General features: G+C 72.3%; 17 protein-coding genes. 7 read left to right on the top strand and 10 right to left on the bottom strand.

The window, feature by feature from the left end; translation table 11 throughout:
- Positions 1-85: 85 nt before the first annotated feature.
- The 7 genes from ACFVS6_RS19025 to ACFVS6_RS19055 all read right to left on the bottom strand — a co-directional run bounded on the left by ACFVS6_RS19025 (position 86) and on the right by ACFVS6_RS19055 (position 5,213).
- Entirely contained in the window at positions 86-349 is a 264-nt protein-coding gene (locus ACFVS6_RS19025) for a DUF3099 domain-containing protein (RefSeq protein WP_389705101.1), read from the bottom strand.
- Between the two features lie 187 nt (positions 350-536).
- Positions 537-827, bottom strand: coding sequence for a DUF1416 domain-containing protein (locus ACFVS6_RS19030; RefSeq protein WP_281203672.1), 291 nt, complete (start codon positions 825-827; stop codon positions 537-539).
- A gap of 64 nt (positions 828-891) precedes the next feature.
- Positions 892-1,737: a sulfurtransferase gene (locus tag ACFVS6_RS19035; protein WP_389705103.1), complete on the bottom strand. Its 846-nt coding sequence runs from the start codon at positions 1,735-1,737 to the stop codon at positions 892-894.
- Between the two features lie 190 nt (positions 1,738-1,927).
- A complete protein-coding gene (locus tag ACFVS6_RS19040) occupies positions 1,928-2,017 on the bottom strand; it encodes an Ms5788A family Cys-rich leader peptide (protein ID WP_389705105.1) in 90 nt (29 codons plus the stop codon).
- Positions 2,018-2,172: 155 nt separating this feature from the next.
- Entirely contained in the window at positions 2,173-2,889 is a 717-nt protein-coding gene (locus ACFVS6_RS19045; protein ID WP_389705107.1) for a DUF2993 domain-containing protein, read from the bottom strand.
- Between the two features lie 97 nt (positions 2,890-2,986).
- Entirely contained in the window at positions 2,987-4,948 is a 1,962-nt protein-coding gene (locus ACFVS6_RS19050; protein WP_389705109.1) for a hypothetical protein, read from the bottom strand.
- 10 nt (positions 4,949-4,958) lie between these two features.
- Entirely contained in the window at positions 4,959-5,213 is a 255-nt protein-coding gene (locus tag ACFVS6_RS19055; RefSeq protein WP_281203675.1) for a MoaD/ThiS family protein, read from the bottom strand.
- A gap of 489 nt (positions 5,214-5,702) precedes the next feature.
- Here ACFVS6_RS19055 and ACFVS6_RS19060 point away from each other — a divergent pair, with 489 nt between their 5' ends.
- From ACFVS6_RS19060 to ACFVS6_RS19080, 5 genes are all read left to right on the top strand, one after another.
- Positions 5,703-6,518, top strand: a complete 816-nt coding sequence (locus ACFVS6_RS19060; protein ID WP_389705112.1) for a response regulator transcription factor — start codon at positions 5,703-5,705, stop codon at positions 6,516-6,518.
- Positions 6,519-6,542: 24 nt separating this feature from the next.
- Positions 6,543-7,565 (top strand): LacI family DNA-binding transcriptional regulator, encoded by a 1,023-nt coding sequence (locus tag ACFVS6_RS19065; protein WP_388896109.1) that lies wholly within the window; start codon positions 6,543-6,545, stop codon positions 7,563-7,565.
- 134 nt (positions 7,566-7,699) lie between these two features.
- A complete protein-coding gene (locus tag ACFVS6_RS19070) occupies positions 7,700-8,908 on the top strand; it encodes a S1C family serine protease (RefSeq protein ID WP_389705114.1) in 1,209 nt (402 codons plus the stop codon).
- A gap of 107 nt (positions 8,909-9,015) precedes the next feature.
- Positions 9,016-9,753, top strand: a complete 738-nt coding sequence (locus ACFVS6_RS19075; protein ID WP_389705116.1) for a response regulator transcription factor — start codon at positions 9,016-9,018, stop codon at positions 9,751-9,753.
- Positions 9,750-11,183 (top strand): sensor histidine kinase, encoded by a 1,434-nt coding sequence (locus ACFVS6_RS19080; protein WP_389705118.1) that lies wholly within the window; start codon positions 9,750-9,752, stop codon positions 11,181-11,183. Before ACFVS6_RS19075 ends, ACFVS6_RS19080 begins: the two co-directional genes overlap by 4 nt.
- Here ACFVS6_RS19080 and ACFVS6_RS19085 read toward each other — a convergent pair.
- Positions 11,163-12,047, bottom strand: a complete 885-nt coding sequence (locus ACFVS6_RS19085) for a phosphatidylinositol-specific phospholipase C (RefSeq protein ID WP_389705120.1) — start codon at positions 12,045-12,047, stop codon at positions 11,163-11,165. The genes ACFVS6_RS19080 and ACFVS6_RS19085 overlap by 21 nt on opposite strands.
- 61 nt (positions 12,048-12,108) lie before the next feature.
- On the bottom strand, positions 12,109-12,696 hold the full coding sequence (locus tag ACFVS6_RS19090; protein ID WP_389705122.1) for a TetR/AcrR family transcriptional regulator: 588 nt from the start codon (positions 12,694-12,696) through the stop codon (positions 12,109-12,111).
- A gap of 122 nt (positions 12,697-12,818) precedes the next feature.
- Here ACFVS6_RS19090 and ACFVS6_RS19095 point away from each other — a divergent pair, with 122 nt between their 5' ends.
- Positions 12,819-13,604 carry an alpha/beta fold hydrolase gene (locus ACFVS6_RS19095; protein WP_389705124.1) on the top strand — a complete coding sequence of 262 codons (786 nt, stop codon included), beginning with the start codon at positions 12,819-12,821 and terminating at the stop codon, positions 13,602-13,604.
- Between the two features lie 99 nt (positions 13,605-13,703).
- Here ACFVS6_RS19095 and ACFVS6_RS19100 read toward each other — a convergent pair whose 3' ends face one another.
- On the bottom strand, positions 13,704-14,393 hold the full coding sequence (locus tag ACFVS6_RS19100) for a 5'-nucleotidase C-terminal domain-containing protein (protein ID WP_389705171.1): 690 nt from the start codon (positions 14,391-14,393) through the stop codon (positions 13,704-13,706).
- Positions 14,394-15,704: 1,311 nt separating this feature from the next.
- On the opposite strand from ACFVS6_RS19100, the gene mshD reads away from it, so the two are divergent.
- On the top strand, positions 15,705-16,631 hold the full coding sequence (gene mshD / locus ACFVS6_RS19105) for a mycothiol synthase (protein WP_389705126.1): 927 nt from the start codon (positions 15,705-15,707) through the stop codon (positions 16,629-16,631).
- Positions 16,632-16,771 lie beyond the last annotated feature (140 nt).

A 16,771-nucleotide genomic window follows, 5' to 3' on the forward strand; every position in this document is an offset into this window, starting at 1 on the left:
AAGACGGACCTCGACCGGAAGTAGTTGTACCGAACCCTTATTACGTTTTTGCATAGCTGGGTTTCAGCCGCTTTTCAGCCGGGCTCTATTCGTCCCGACGCCGCTTTCCATCCAGTTCGTCCCACCATTCGTCCGATTTCTGATCGCCGGAGGGGTCGTCCCACCAACGGTCGTCGGGGCCGCGCCGGTTCGCGACCATCGCGGCGACCGGCGGGATCACCATGGCGACCACGCAGAGGGCCACCGCGGCCCCCACCGACCACAGGCGCACGAAGGACCAGGCGGAGACGAACAGGAACAGGCATCCGCCCATGAGCAGGAAGTAGGCGCGTCGGCGCCGGGCGTACATGCTTCCAGGGTAGGTCCGCGACGCCCAGGACGGACCGTCCCGGACGACCCGACCCGAACGACCCGGACGACCCGGACGTCCCGGACGACCCGACCCGGACGGCACGAAGGGCCGCACCCCGTTCCAGTGGCGTCCAACCCCCGGGGGTGCGGCCCTTCGGCCGGTCAATCGTCGTGCCGTGCGGTGCTCAGACCGCGATGGCCACGTCCGTCACGCCGCCGGCCTCGGCGACCACGACGTTGCGGTCGGCCGTGCCGCCCGGCACGAGCGCGCGCAGGGTCCAGGAGCCGGTGGCCGCGTAGAAGCGGAACTGGCCGGTGGCCGAGGTCGGGACCTCGGCGGTGAACTCACCGGTCGAGTCCAGCAGGCGGACGTAGCCGGACACCGGCTCGCCACCCTTCGTGATCTGGCCCTGGATGGCGGTCTCACCGGGCTTCAGCGTCGCGAGGTCGGGCCCGCCGATCTGTGCTCCACACATGTTCTCTGTCCTGTCCTGGAGAGGTACTGCTACTGGCTACGGGTGCCCTGCGCGCCCGGCAGGGTTACTTGTTGGGGCCGAGCTCGATCGGCACGCCGACCAGCGAGCCGTACTCGGTCCACGAGCCGTCGTAGTTCTTGACGTTCTCCTGGCCCAGGAGCTCGTGCAGCACGAACCACGTGAGCGCGGAGCGCTCACCGATGCGGCAGTAGGCGATGGTGTCCTTCGCCAGGTCGACCTGCTCGGCCTCGTAGAGGGCCGTCAGCTCTTCGTCCGACTTGAAGGTGCCGTCGTCGTTGGCGTTCTTCGACCACGGGATGTTGCGGGCGCTCGGGATGTGGCCCGGGCGCTGCGACTGCTCCTGCGGAAGGTGCGCCGGCGCGAGCAGCTTGCCGGAGAACTCGTCGGGCGAGCGGACGTCGACCAGGTTCTTGGTGCCGATCGCGGCGACGGCGTCGTCGCGGAAGGCGCGGATCGAGGTGTCCTGGGCCTTGGCCTTGTACGTGGTGGCCGGGCGGTTCGGGACGTCCTTGCCGTCGACCAGGTCGCGGGAGTCGAGCTCCCACTTCTTGCGGCCGCCGTCGAGCAGGCGGACGTCCTGGTGGCCGTAGAGCTTGAAGTACCAGTAGGCGTAGGACGCGAACCAGTTGTTGTTGCCGCCGTAGAGGACGACGGTGTCGTCGTTGGAGATGCCCTTGGCGGAGAGGAGCTTCTCGAAGCCCTCCTGGTCCACGAAGTCGCGGCGCACCGGGTCCTGGAGGTCGCTCTTCCAGTCGATCCGGACGGCGTTGGTGATGTGGTTCTTGTCGTAGGCGGACGTGTCCTCGTCCACCTCGACGATGACGACGTCGGCGTCGTTCAGGTGGGCCTCGACCCAGTCGGCGTCTACGAGGACGTCGCTGCGGCTCATGATGTTCTCCTCCGGGGCAGTGTGCGGCGGGGTGGTGCTGGTGCTGCTGCGGGGCTGGCAGTGCGGTTGCGCGCCGTTCCGGGTGTCACGCTCGAACCCTGCGCGGGGAGGCGCCAGGGGGGCGGGAGGCGGGTGCGGTCACGCGGCTGAAGGGCCGTCGTCCGGCCGGTGGAGCGGAAGGCTCACACCGCTAGATGGAGCGACAGAGCATGGCGGCGACGCGACACAGGTCTACTGCCCGCCGCTTCGTGAGGTCCGCCTGCTGATGCTTCATAGGCATGGATCGTAGGGACGAATCGGCCGCCCTGTCACCGGTGTGTCATATGTCGAGACAGGATCGTCCGAATGGTGGGATGAGAAAGCCCCGGCGGGCCGCCGCGCGGCCCCCGGGGCTCCTTCTGCGGCCCGTCCATCTGCGGATCGGACCGCGTCGTCTCACGATCCGGCCAGCACCACGTCCTTGCCCGTCAGGGTGAGGTGCACACCGGACTCGTCCGCCGTCAGCGCGGACAGGCCGAGACCGGCCGGCAGGCCGCCGTCGACGTTGCGGTCGAAGTCGGTCCGCTTGCGGACCTCGCGCTCGATCCCGGGGATGCCCTCACCCGGGACCTCGTCCGCGCGCACCCGGACGATCTTTCCGCCCTTGCCGTCCTTCGCGTCGACGAGGGCGACGGTCGACACCACGTGCCGGGTCAGGGACTGGCCGAGGAATTCCAGCGTCGCGGTGACCTTCACCTTGCCGGGCGTTCCGCCGTAGGTCAGGACCACACCGTTCTGGGAGGCCTTGGTGAGGTCCTCGTAGGAGATCAGCGCCGTGCCCTCGGCCCGCCGGGCCGTGCCGCCGGTGTAGTCGCCGTTCAGCTTCACCTCGCGGAAGCTCGCGTCGATCTGCGACAGGCGCGTCTTGCGGCCGTCCGCGGTGGCCTCGACGCCGGTCAGCTTCAGGTTGACCCGGTCGAGGTCGTGGCTGAGGGCCTGGGTCAGGAACGGGAAGCCCTCTATCTCGACCTCCGCCTTGCCACCGGCCCCCTGCCGCTCCTGGATGCGCTCGGCCAGCCGCTCCTCGGCGTAACCGACCGCCCAGCGGTCGGCTCCCACGAACAAGGCCCCCAGGACCACTCCGATGATCAAGACGACGCGCAGGAAACGCACGTGCCCTCCCCCTACTAGTCGGTACGTGCGTTCTAGTTGACCATGACCGGCCGTGGGGGCGGCGTGAGGCCGCCGCCCGGCCGCGCCGGCGTACGCCTCAGCCCACCACCCGGCCGATCAGGTACACGGCGGGCGCCGCGACGGCCAGCGGCAGCGCGACACCGGCCGTCATGTGGACGAACTTCGACGGGTAGTCGTACGCGGCCACCCGCAGGCCGATCAGCGCGCAGATCCCGGCCGCCAGACCGATCAGCGCCCCGCCCGTGCCCGTTCCGGTGACGGTGCCGACCGCGATGCCCGCACCGGCCGCCGCGCCCAGCGACACGGCGACGGAGGGCAGGGTGGGCAGCGGCAGCGCCCGCGTGAACACGGCCACGGCGACGGCCGCGGCGCCCACGCTCACGGCCTTGCCGTCGGCCGCGAGGAAGCCCGCGCAGGCGATGGCCAGGGCGGCGGAGGCCACCGATGCCATCAGCCCGTACATCCGCTCGTCGGGGTCCGCGTGGCTGCGCAGCTGGAGGACCAGCGTGAGCAGCACCCAGGCGCCGAGGGTGCCGATGATCGCGCCGGGGCCGTACGTGTCGTCCACGGCGAGCACCGCCGCGTCCGCGACGAGGGCTCCGAGGAAGGCGAGGGCGATGCCCTGACGGGCGGGCCACATGCCGTTCAGGCGGAACCAGCCGGCCGCGGTGAGGGCCTGGAGGGCGACCAGCGGGAGCAGCAGGGCGAAGTCGCCGAACGCGGCGGCCACGGCCAGCAGCAGCCCGAGGGCGGCCGTCAGTATGGCCGACTGCGGACCGGGGTCGATGATCGGCGAGCGGCCCTCGGCGCGGGCCTGGGCGGGGTCGACGGCGCGGATGGTGTTGCCGCCCAGGGTCGGAGGGGAGTACTCGGCGGCGGGTCCCCCGGCCGCCGGTACGGAAGCGGGTCCGCCCGCGGCGGGGGCGCCGGGGCCCGGGTAGGGCGGGAGGTACGCCGTCTGCTCGGCGGCACCCTCACGCACCGGAGAGAGGTACGCCGTCTGCTCGGCAGCACCCTCACGCACCGGAGGGAGGTACGCCGTCTGCTCGGCAGCACCCTCACGCACCGGAGGGAGGTACGCCGTCTGCTCGGCGGCACCCTCACGCACCGGAGGGAGGTACGCCGTCTGCTCGGCGGCACCCTCACGCACCGGGGGGAGGTACGCGGTCTGCTCGGCGGCGGCGTCGGGCGCGGGCGGCGAGTAGGCCGCGGACTCCGCTTCCCAGGGCTGCGGCTGCGCGTGCCGGGGCTGTGCGTGCCGGGGCTGCTGCGGGGGCTGCGGGGCCTCCTCGCGGAACCACCCGTCGGGCGCGACCGGCTGGGGCTGCTGCGGGGGCTCCTGCGCGGCTCCGGGGCCGGGGTACGGCGGAAGGTACGCCGTCTGCTCGGCGGCGGCACCGGGCCCCGCACCGGTACCGACCCCGGGACCGGCTCCGAAGCCGGTCCCGCCGGACGTGCGCGGGTCGGCGGACCACCGGTCGGCCTGCGGGGCACCCCACTCCTGCGACTGCGGCTGGTGCTCCTGGTGCTGGTGAGGCTGCTGAGGCTGCTGCGGCTGCTGCTGTGGAGCCGCCTCCTCGCGGAACCAGCCCTCCGGCGCCACCGGCTGCTGCTGTTGCTGTTGCTGTTGCTGCGCCTGCGGTGCGGCCGGTCCGGGGTAGGGCGGCAGGTACGCCGTCTGCTCGGCAACGGGCTCCGAGGGCCACGGCGTGGGAGCGGGCTGCGGCACACCCCAGTCCTGCTGCGACTGCTGGTGCTGCTGGTACCCCGGCTGCCCCTGCTGCGACTGCTGGTACCCCTGCTGCCCCTGCTGCCCCTGCTGCTGCCCCGTCTGCGGCTGCTGCGCCCCCTGCTGCGGCGCGGCCTCCTCGCGGAACCAGCCCTCCGGCGCCACCGGCTGCCCGGGCACCGAGCCCAGCGGCGGCTGCACCGGCTGGTAGCTGGTGTCCCAGGTCTCGCCCTGCCAGGTCTGGGTCCACGGATCCTGCTCGCCGGCGGCCTGCTGCTGCCCGCGCTGCTGTTCTTCCGGAGTGCTCATCGGTTCCCGTTCACCCGCCCGCGAAGGGCGGGAGCACCTCTACGGTGCCCCCCTCGGTCAGCAGGACGGCGTCGTGCGGACGCTTGCCCACGGGCTCCTCGTTCACGAGGAAGGAGCAGCGCAGCAGGACCCGTGTCAGCTCTCCCGGGTGGCGTTCCCGCACGGCGTCGAGCGCCTCGGCCAGTGTGCGTGCCGAGTACGGCTCCTCCGCCGTCCCGGCCGCGGCCTTGGCCGCCGCCCAGTAGCGGATGGTTCCGGTTGCCACTGCAGCTCCTATCGTCGCCCCGTCGGCTCTCTACCGTCGGCCTCCATGATGACCCCTCCGGCCACGACCCCCGGCGTACCCCGACGCGCCCCGTGTGCGCCCCGGTTCCCGTGCGGGGGTCCACCGATCCGGTGAAACCGGGGCATACGCCGGAGGAAGGCGTGGTGGGAACCACAGAATGCGGTTCACGAGAGGCCTCGGCCCCGCAAGGACGGGTGGGCTACTCTGGCGGGGTAGAGGATCCGGGCAACGTAGCCCCCGGGTCCTTTTGTGCTTTCAGCACGTTGAACGGACCGAGAACAGTGGTATCCATCCGGACCCCAGGGCGCGGGGGCCGGGCGGGCGCCTGGCAGACGTACGAAGCAGTACCGCTCACTCCCCCAGCCACCGCTGGGAGGTACCCCCGGGACGGGACCGAGGAGGAACCGACGTGATGGACCAGCGAACCGTGCACGTGCACGGCCACCGGAGCTGGGCAGGTGATCGGGCATGAGTTCCCTCCTGCTGCTGACCAACGCCCTGCAGCCGTCGACCGAGGTGCTGCCCGCACTCGGCCTGCTGCTGCACAACGTCCGGGTCGCACCGGCCGAGGGCCCGGCCCTGGTGGACACCCCCGGGGCGGACGTGATCCTCGTCGACGGCCGCCGCGACCTCCCCCAGGTCCGGTCCCTGTGCCAGCTGCTCCGCTCCACCGGACCGGGCTGTCCGTTGATCCTCGTCGTCACGGAGGGCGGCCTCGCGGCCGTCACCGCCGACTGGGGCATCGACGACGTCCTCCTCGACACCGCCGGTCCGGCCGAGGTCGAGGCGCGGTTGCGGCTGGCCACGGGCCGCCGGCAGCTGGGCTCCGACGACTCCCCGATGGAGATCCGCAACGGCGACCTGTCGGTGGACGAGGCGACGTACAGCGCGAAACTGAAGGGCCGGGTCCTGGACCTGACCTTCAAGGAGTTCGAGCTGTTGAAGTACCTCGCCCAGCACCCGGGCCGGGTCTTCACCCGCGCGCAGCTCCTCCAGGAGGTGTGGGGCTACGACTACTTCGGCGGGACCCGCACCGTCGACGTGCACGTACGGCGGCTGCGCGCCAAGCTCGGGCCCGAGCACGAGTCGCTGATCGGGACGGTCCGCAACGTCGGCTACCGCTTCGTCACCCCCGAGAAGGTCGAGCGGGCGGCGGCCGAGGCGGCGGCGAAGGCGGCCGCCGGACCGGGTGGCGCGGCGGAGCCCGCCGAGCGGCGCGACCTCCCCCGGATGGAGGAATCGTCTGTGAGCATCCACTCGGCCGGACGCCCTGCCCAGAGGTAGGTCACCCCGCGTAGACTGCCGCGCGTGGCCAAGGTGACGCGGGATGACGTGGCGCGACTTGCGGGTACCTCTACCGCCGTCGTGAGCTACGTCATCAACAACGGACCCCGGCCGGTTGCCCCGGCCACGCGCGAGCGTGTACTCGCCGCGATCAAGGACCTGGGCTACCGCCCGGACCGGGTCGCGCAGGCGATGGCGTCCCGGCGCACCGACCTCATAGGCATGATCGTCCCCGATGCGCGGCAGCCGTTCTTCGCGGAGATGGCGCACGCGGTCGAGCAGGCCGCCGCCGAGCGCGGAAAGATGGTGCTGGTCGGGAACTCCGACTACCGCGACGAGCGCGAGGTCCACTACCTGCGGGCCTTCCTCGGGATGCGGGTCTCCGGGCTGATCCTGGTCAGCCAGGGCATGAGCGAGCGCGCGGCGTCCGAGATCGAGGCGTGGGACGCGCGGATCGTGCTGCTGCACGAGCGCCCCGAGGCCATCGACGACGTCGCCGTCGTCACCGACGACATCGGCGGCGCGCAGCTCGCCACCCGTCACCTGCTGGAGCACGGGCACCCGTACGTCGCCTGCCTGGGCGGGGTGGAGAACACCCCCGAGGTCGGTGACCCGGTGGCCGACCACGTCGAGGGCTGGCGCCGGGCCATGCTCGAATCCGGCCGCTCGGTGGAGGGCCGGCTGTTCCAGGCCCCGTACAACCGCTACGACGCGTACCGGGTCGCCCTGGAGGTCCTGTCGGGGCCGGACCGCCCGCCGGCGATCTTCTGCGCCACCGACGACCAGGCCATCGGCGTCCTGCGGGCCGCCCGCGAGCTGCGCATCGACGTGCCCGGGGAGCTGGCGGTCGCCGGCTTCGACGACGTGAAGGAGGCGGCGCTGACGGACCCGCCGCTGACCACGATCGCCTCGGACCGTCCGGCGATGGCCCGCGCGGCGGTCGACCTCGTCCTGGACGACGCGCTGCGCGTGACCGGCTCGCGCCGCGAGCGGCTGAAGCAGTTCCCCTCGGCTCTGGTGGTCCGCCGCTCCTGCGGCTGCCGCTGACCCACGGCCCGGCCGGCGGTGGCCGACCGGCACCCCTCCCGCGCCCAGGGCTTTATATCGGGCATACGAGGTTCTGTCGGGCTTCTCAGCCGGGACTCAGGAAGCTCTCATGATCCCCGGGGACAGTCGGAGACATGACCGACAGCTTCCGCCGCGAAGGCGAGTACCCGCAGGAGAACAGCCCGGGCCAGTACCCGCCGTTCGGCGAGGACTGGCAGCGGGGTCGTGAGCGCATGGCGCAGGACGCCGGGGCGGGCGGCTACCCGCCGCCGCCCGCGTACCCGCCGCCCGGCGCGCCCGGTTGGCACGAGGCGCACCAGCCGCCGGTCGTACAGGGCGAAACGGTGTCGCCCGCCGTCGGTTGGGCCGATCCGGAGGCCGTCCCGCAGGGTGGTCCCGCGCACGCCGTCCGCGCCAAGCGGCCGGTCGCGCTGCTGGTCGCCGTCGCCCTGGCGGCGGCCGTGATCGGCGGCGGGACGGCCACGGTCGTGCAGCAGTTCCTGGTCGGCGGCGGCGTCGGCTCCGGCGGGGTGAACGCCTCCAACGTGTCGCAGTCGAACACCGGGACCGTCACGGGGGTCGCCGAGCAGGTCAGCCCGTCCGTCGTACGGATCGACACCCGCACCGGGTCCGGGCAGGGCACCGGGTCCGGCATCGTGATCACCGCGGACGGCGAGATCGTCACGAACAACCACGTCATCGACGGCGCCTCCGAGATCCAGGTGACGATGAGCGACGGCAAGAAGTACACCGCCCGCACCGTCGGCACGGATCCCGACAAGGACCTCGCCCTGATCAAGCTCCAGGGCGCGAGCGGCCTCAAGCCCGCCTCGCTCGGCAACTCCGACGGGCTGAAGGTCGGTGACGAGGTCGTCGCCATCGGCTCCCCCGACCGCCTCACCGGCACGGTCACCAGCGGGATCGTTTCCGCACTGGGCCGCGAGGTGAACGTCCCGAAGTCCGAGCGGCAGCAGTCCCCGCAGCGCGGGCAGGGCGGCTGGCCGTTCTCGTACGACGGTCAGCAGTTCAACGGGGACACCGGCTCGAACACCACCTCGTACAAGGCCATCCAGACGGACGCCTCGCTGAACCCGGGCAACTCCGGCGGCGCCCTGGTCAACATGAACGGCCAGATCGTCGGCATGCCCTCCGCGATCTACTCCCCCTCCTCCGACAGCGCGAGCGCGGGCAGCGTCGGCCTGGGCTTCGCGATCCCGGTGAACACCATCAAGGCCGACCTCGCCTCGCTGCGCGCCGGCGGGAGCGGCACCGGCTCCGGCGGCAACAGCAACGGCAACGGCTCGGGCAGCACCGGCAACGACGGCTTCGGCACCTCCTTCTGAGACGTCCACCGGTCTCCTGAGACCTCCACCGGCCGGCCCGTGCGACGCTGGGAAGCGCCGTCACGCACCGCATCACCTGGCCGACCACCACCCCTGGGGGACCCGAGATGAACGCCGCCGAAGGCGACCAGCAGCGCATCCTCGTCGTCGACGACGAGCCGGCCGTACGGGAGGCCCTGCGCCGCAGCCTCGCCTTCGAGGGGTACGACGTCCAGACCGCGGTGGACGGCCTCGACGCGCTGGAGCGGGCCGACTCCTACGCCCCCGACCTGATCGTCCTCGACATCCAGATGCCCCGCATGGACGGGCTGACGGCGGCCCGCAGGCTGCGCGCCGCCGGCGGCGTCACTCCGGTCCTGATGCTCACCGCCCGCGACACCGTCGGCGACCGCGTCACCGGCCTGGACGCGGGCGCGGACGACTACCTCGTCAAGCCGTTCGAGCTGGACGAGCTCTTCGCCCGCGTCCGCGCCCTGCTGCGCCGCAGCGCCTACGCCGCGCCGCGGCCGGGCGGGGACGGCGGCCACGAGGACGCGCTGGTCTTCGGCGACCTGCGCATGGACCTCGCGACCCGCGAGGTCGTCCGGGGCGGGCGCCCGGTGGAGCTGACCCGTACGGAGTTCACGCTGCTGGAGATGTTCCTCGCGCACCCGCGCCAGGTCCTGACCCGCGAGCAGATCCTCAAGACGGTCTGGGGCTTCGACTTCGAGCCCAGCTCCAACTCCCTGGACGTGTACGTGATGTACCTGCGCCGCAAGACCGAGGCGGGCGGCGAACCCCGCCTGGTGCACACCGTGCGCGGGGTGGGCTACGTGCTGCGCCAGGGCGACGGCGGTCCCGAGTGACGCCGGCCGCCCGGTTCCGCGCCCTGCCGCTGCGCTCACGGATCGCGCTGCTGGTGACGGTCGCGGTGGCGGTGGCCGTCGCGGCCGTCGCCGGCGTTTCCTGGGTGATGGTGAAGTCGCAGCTCAGCGAGCAGCTCGACCGTTCGTTGATGGCGACGGACGTGAGCGCCGAGGTGGGCCGGACCCTGCGCGACGGCTGCGTGACCCGGGTGCGGCAGCCGGAGCAGCAGGTCGCCGAGAACCTGGGCGCGACCGTGCAGCTCGTGCTGGCCGACGGCACGCGCTGCTGGGTGAGCGGGCGGACCGGGCTGCCGGTCACCGCCATCGACAAGGAGATCGCGGCGGGCGTGCGGGAGGAGACCCTGCACGACGTGACGACCACCGACGGCGTCGAGATGCGCGTCCTGACGCTGAAGCGGCAGACGCCCGCCGGCCAGTACTTCGGGATCTCCATCGCCAAGCCCGCCGCGGACGTCGACGATCCGCTGTCGACGCTGGCCTGGATCCTGCTCGTGGTGTCGGGCATCGGCATCGTGGGGGCGGGCGCGGCGGGCCTGTGGGTGGCCCGTACGGGACTGCGGCCGGTCGACGAGCTGACGGCGGCCGTCGAGCACGTCGCCCGGACCGAGGACCTCACGGTGCGGATCCCCGACGAGGGCGACGACGAGATCGCCCGGCTGTCGCGGTCCTTCAACTCGATGACGGCGGCGCTGGCCTCCTCCCAGGAACGGCAGGCCCAACTGATCGCCGACGCCGGGCACGAGCTGCGCACGCCGCTCACCTCGCTGCGGACGAACATCGAGTTGCTGGCCCGCAGCGAGACCACCGGCCGGGCCATCCCGCCCGAGGACCGGCGGGAGCTGCTGGCCTCGGTGAAGGCGCAGATGACGGAACTCGCCTCGCTGATCGGGGACCTCCAGGAGCTGTCCCGGCCGGACGCGGCCCCGCACTCCCCGCTCGGGGTGGTGGCCCTGCACGAGATCGCCGGCACCGCGCTGTCCCGGGCCCGGCTGCGGGGTCCGGAGCTGCGGTTCGGCTCCGAGCTGGAGCCCTGGTACGTCCGGGGCGAGGCGGCGGCGCTGGAGCGGGCCGTGGTCAACGTCCTGGACAACGCGGTGAAGTTCAGCCCGCCGGGCGGCGCCGTCGAGGTGTCGCTGCGCGCGGGCGTGCTGACGGTGCGGGACCACGGGCCGGGCATCCCGGCGGAGGACCTGCCCCACGTCTTCGAACGGTTCTGGCGCTCCCCGTCGGCCCGCGCCCTGCCCGGCAGCGGCCTGGGCCTGTCGATCGTGGCCCGTACGGTCCAGCGCGCGGGCGGCACGGCCGAGCTGCGGGCGGCGGCCGACGGCGGCCCCGGTACGGAGGCGGTGCTCCGCGTACCGGGGGCTCCGGTGCCGCCGCCCGAGGCGTCAGTTGTGCCGGATCAGTGATTCGACCAGGCCGGACCGGGTGTTGGGGAAGTCCATCGGGACGATGCCCAGGCCGGTCCGACCGGCCAGTTCGCCGCCGTTGACGAAGCCGTGGACCTGCGGGTTCAGCCGGTCGGAGTTCCAGCGCGGCGGCATGTAGGCCGCGGTGCTGACGTAGTTGACGAACAGCTTGCCGGGCTGCTGCACGGCCCGCCGGAAGTGGTTCTCGATCTTGCCGCGCTTGGCGAAGGGCTCGGCGTTCCATTCGTCCTGGACGTCGAAGACGTTGCCGTCGGCGTACCGCAGGCCGGGCAGCCCGCCGTTGTCGGCGAGGAGGACCACCTTGCCGCGGGCGGCGCCGAGCGAGGAGGGCAGCGCGTCGGCTATCCGGAACAGGGGCCGCCAGCCGCGGTTGTCGAGGTAGTCGTCGAAGATGGCGCGGAAGGTGGCGTCGCTGTCGCCGGAGTACTCCTGCTTGACCCGCATCAGGACGGTCTCGGAGGGGTGCGCGGCGAGGAAGTTCCAGCAGGCGACGAGCACGTCGCCGAACATCAGGTCCTGGAAGAACGAGCCGTGGTGGATGGCGAACGACCCGCCCGTGACCCGACATCGGACGTCGAGGAAGCGGATGCCGGCGTCGAGCTGCTGGGCGATCGAGGTGTTCTGGCAGGCGACGTAGAGGCCGCCCTTGCGGGCGCCGGAGTCGTGCGTGCCGGGGATCGTCATCCGCTGGAGCGGGGTGGAGTCGGCGAGGCCGGCCATCCAGTCCGTGGTGCCGAGGGCGCGGGCGGAGGCGGGCGCGGCCGTCCCCAGTCCCGCGGCGGCCACCGCGGCCAGTGCTCCCGCCCCCGTGAGGAAAGTCCGCCGGTCCAGTGCCACGCCCATGTCCGCCCCTTTGCCCACCCAGTGATGGGACGGGATTATGGCGTGCCGGGGACCGTCTTTGCTACCCGTCGGTAGAAACGGGTCGGTCGAGCAACTCGGCCATCCTGCGCAGGCCTTGGGCGAGCGCGCGCCCGTCGGGCGCGTGTTCCGGGTCCGTCAGGGCCTGCACCATCACCCCGCTGAGCAGCGCGATGTGCACCGACCCGAGGCCCCGTACGTCCTCCTCCGTCACGGCGTCCTCGGCCACCCCGGCCAGCGCCGCGGCCACCATCCGCCGGGAGCGGCGCTGGCCCTCGGCGAGCGCCGCGAGCAGTTCGGGCGAGGACTGGGCGTGGACGAAGGCCTCGATGTTGGCGATCCAGAGCCAGCGCAGCTCGCCGAAGTCCCGGATCTTGCGGTCCCAGGTGTCGGCGTAGCGCTCCTCGGTGGTGGCGCCCTCGCCGGCGAGCCGGCCCGAGCCGGCCGCCCAGTCGTCCATGGCGGCGAAGAGCGCCTGGTTGAGGAGGGCCTCGCGGGATCCGTAGTGGTAGCCGATCGCGGCCATGCTCACCTGCGCCGCCGAGGCGATGTCGCGCACGGTCGTGCGCAGGTACCCCTTCTCCTCCAGGCAGCGCCTGGCTCCGGCCAGCAGGTCCTCGCGATTTCCCATGCCGGGATCGTAGCCGCGCCCCGTTTTGGGCAAGCGCTCTATACGTACGTATTGCACGCTTGCCCAATTCCTGGCAGGCTGAGGGCATCGGAAGATCCACCGGCCACGGAAGGCACCCGGACATGCGCCACGAGCTGAAGATCGACGACCGCACGCTCTCCTACCGGGACTTCGGCGGCCCCGGCCGGCCGCTGCTCGCGCTGCACGGGGGCATGTCCGAGGGGATCGCCTTCAGGGCCCTCGCGGAGGAACTCGGCGACCGCTGGCGGGTCATCGCCCCCGATCAGCGCGGTCACGGCGACTCCGACCGGGCCCCGACCTACGACCGCGAGGGGTACGTCTCCGACGCCGTCGCCCTCCTCGACCACCTCGGGCTGCACGAGCCGGTGGCCCTGCTCGGCTACTCCGTCGGCGGGCTCAACGCCTACCACCTGGCCGCCCGCCACCCCACCCGCTTCCACGCCCTCATCGGCGTGGACGCCGCCGTCGAGGTCCAACCCGCCGAGTCCGGCTGGTTCTCCTTCCTCGACGGCCTGCCGTACACCGCGCCGACCACCGGGGAACTCCTGGCCGCGGCCGGGCCGGTGGGCGGCACCATCGTCGGCGCCGCCCTGCGCAAGCTGCCCGACGGGACCGGCTGGCGGATGCCGTTCCACCCCCGGGACATGCTCGACTCCATCGAGGGCTGCCGCGGCGACCACTGGGACGCCTGGCTCGGCAGCGACTGCCCGGCGCTCCTCGTCCACGGCACCCGCAGCGACGCCCTGCCCCAGGGGCAGGCCGACGCCATGGTGGCCCGCCGGCCCGGGACCTCGTACGCCCCGCTGGACGGCGACCACTTCGTACCGTTCAGCGACCCCGAGGGCTTCCACCGGACCGTCGCGCAGTTCCTGGACGGGCTGCGCTGACGCAGGCCGGTCCGCGGCGGCCCCGTACGGCCGCGGTGACGCCGGAGGGGCGGCGGGCCACCGGCCCACCGCCCCTCACAGGCGCACTGCGTACGGGAGTTACTTGATGACGGTGATCCGGTTCGCCGCCGGCGGGGCGATCGGGGCCGCCTCCGAGGAGTTGCTCGCCAGGTAGGCGTTGAAGCAGTCCAGGTCGGACGCGCCCACCAGCTTGTTCTTGTGCTCCTTCAGGACGGTGAAGCCGTCACCGCCACCCGCGAGGAACTCGTTCATCGCGACGCGGTAGGTGCGGGCCGGGTCGATGGGCGCACCGTTCAGCCGCACCGAGTCGACGACGACGCGGTCCGCGCCCGCCTTCGTCATGTCGAGGGTGTAGGCGAAGCCCTTCGAGACCTGGAGGATCTTCGGGCTCGGGCCGTTGACCGTGCCGCTGACCTGCTGCTGGAGCGCGGTGACGAGCTGCGCGCCGGTCAGGTCGACCACGTTCATCATGTTGGTGAACGGCTGGACCGTGAAGGACTCCCCGTACGTCACCACGCCGTCGCCCTCGGCCCCGGAGGCCTTGTACGCGAGGTCGGCGCGGATGCCGCCCGGGTTCATGATCGCGAGCTCCGCACCGCCCTTGTCGGCGGGGGCCAGCGCCTCCAACTGCGCGTCGGCGATCAGGTCACCGAGGGGCTTCTCCGGCTCCGGCGAACCACGGCCCGGGATGTCCGCCGAGATGAAGCCCTGCGGACGGTTGGCGACCGGGGCGGCCAGCGCGTTCCAGCGCTGGATCAGCTCGGTCATGTCCCCGGCCTTGGGCTGCTCGCGGGTGACGAGCTTGTTGACCGGCTTGGGCGCGGCGGCCGGCGTGCGGACGATGTCCTTGGTCTGCCGGTCGTAGGTGAGCGTGGTGTCCGTGTACAGGCGGCCGAGCGAGGCGGCCGAGGTGACCGTACGCGGGTTGCCCGCCGGGTCGGGGATGTTGCAGCTGTAGGCCTGGTGCGTGTGGCCGGTCACCAGCGCGTCGACCTTCGCGTCGACGTTCTTGGCGATGTCGACGATGGCACCCGAGATGCCGGCGCCGGCGCCCGGGACGTCGCAGTCGTAGTTGTACGAGCCGTTCGCGGGCAGACCGCCCTCGTGGATCAGCGCGACGATCGACTTCACGCCCTGCTTGTTCAGCTCGGCGGCGTACTTGTTGATCGTCTCGACCTCGTCGCCGAACTTGAGGCCCTTGACGCCCTCGGCGGTGACGACGTCCGGCGTGCCCTCCAGGGTGACGCCGATGAAGCCGATCTTCACGTCCCCCTTCTTCCACACGAAGGTGGGCGACATCATCGGACGCTTGGTCTTGTCGTCCGTCACGTTGGCCGCGAGGTACTGGAATTCCGCTCCGGTGAACGTCTTGCCGTACTCGAAGCAGCCTTCGACCGGGTGGCAGCCGCCGTACGCCATGCGGCGCAGCTCGGTGCGACCCTCGTCGAACTCGTGGTTGCCGACGCTGGACACGTCCAGGCCGATCTTGTTCAGCGCCTCGATGCTCGGCTCGTCGTGGAAGAGCCCGGACAGCATCGGGCTGCCGCCGATCATGTCACCGGCCGCGGCCGTGACGGAGTACTCGTGGCCCTTGCGGGCCTCGCGCAGGCTGGTCGCGAGGTATTCCACGCCGCCTGCCGGTATGGCCTTGGTGGTGCCGTCCGCCTGCCGCTCACTCACCGTGCCCGAGGAGCCCTGCGGGGGCTCCAGCGTGCCGTGGAAGTCGTTGAACGACAGCATCTGCACGTCGACGGTCCGGCTCTTGGCCGCACCGCCACCACTCGCGGCCCCGGCCGGTAGTGCGGCGGCGACCATGGCTCCGGCACCGGCCGTGAGGGCGAGTGCGGTGAGGGTCAACCGGCGGGCCGTGCTGGGCCGTTGTGGCGTCGCTGACATTTAGTCCCCTTTGTGGACAGCGAGACAAGTTGGGAGGTCCGCCGCAGCTTATTGTCAACGCGCGTAGCACGACAGGGGGTAACGGGTTGCGAGCTGGTTACGCGCGCACGTCGCGGCGCCCGCGGGACCTCGGGCCGGGCCGGCGGGACACGCAACCGCGGGCCGCGGTCGTAGGCTCGTCGCATGACTGACGCAGCAGCGGCCCCGGAGCCGGGACGGCAGATTCAGACCCTCGACGAGCTGACGGAGGAAGAGGCCGACTCCGTGCTGGAGCTGATCGCGGAGGCGGCCCGCACCGACGGCACCACCGCGGTGTCCGAACAAGGACGGCTCCAACTGCGCGGCGGACCGCGCGAGGGCATCCGGCACTTCCTCCTGAGCGACGGCACCCGGCTCGCCGCGTACGGACAGTTGGAGGACACCGACCCGGTGGAGGCACCCGCCGCCGAGCTCGTCGTGCACCCCGCACTGCGCGGACGCGGCCACGGCCGGGCCCTCGGCTCGGCCCTGTTGAACGCCTCCGGCAAGCGGATCCGGGTGTGGGCCCACGGCGGCAAGTCCGCCGCCCGGCACCTGGCCCAGGTGCTCGGCCTGACCCTCTTCCGCGAGCTGCGCCAACTCCGCCGCCCCCTCACCTCGGGCGACCCGCTGCCCGAGCCGGTCCTGCCGGCCGGCGTGACGGTGCGCACCTTCGTCCCCGGCCCGGACGACGCCGCCTGGCTCGCCGCGAACGCGGCGGCCTTCGCCCACCACCCCGAGCAGGGGTCACTGACGCAGCGGGACCTGAACGACCGGATCGCGCAGCCGTGGTTCGATCCGAAGGGCTTCTTCCTCGCGGAGCGCGGCGGCGAGCTGGTCGGCTTCCACTGGACGAAGGTCCACGAGGCGGAGCAGCTCGGCGAGGTCTACGTCGTCGGGGTCCGGCCGGGCGCCCAGGGCGGGGGCCTGGGCAAGGCCCTCACCGCGATCGGCCTGCGCCACCTGGCGGCGTCGGGCATGCCCACCGCGATGCTCTACGTCGACGCCGACAACCCGGCCGCCCTGGCCGTGTACGAGGGCCTCGGCTTCACCACCCACGAGGTCGACCTGATGTACCGCACCGAGAGCTGACCACCCGGGCCACCGGATCCCCCGGGCGGGGTGACGGTGGCCCGACGGCCCGGTGCGCCGGTGCGCGAGCCCCCCGAACGGCCCAAGGCGCCTCCGGAAAGAGACTGGAAGCCATACGCCATTAACCGGGCATTCAAACG

The sequence above is a fragment of the Streptomyces sp. NPDC057939 genome (assembly GCF_042887545.1).
Lineage (GTDB): Bacteria > Actinomycetota > Actinomycetes > Streptomycetales > Streptomycetaceae > Streptomyces.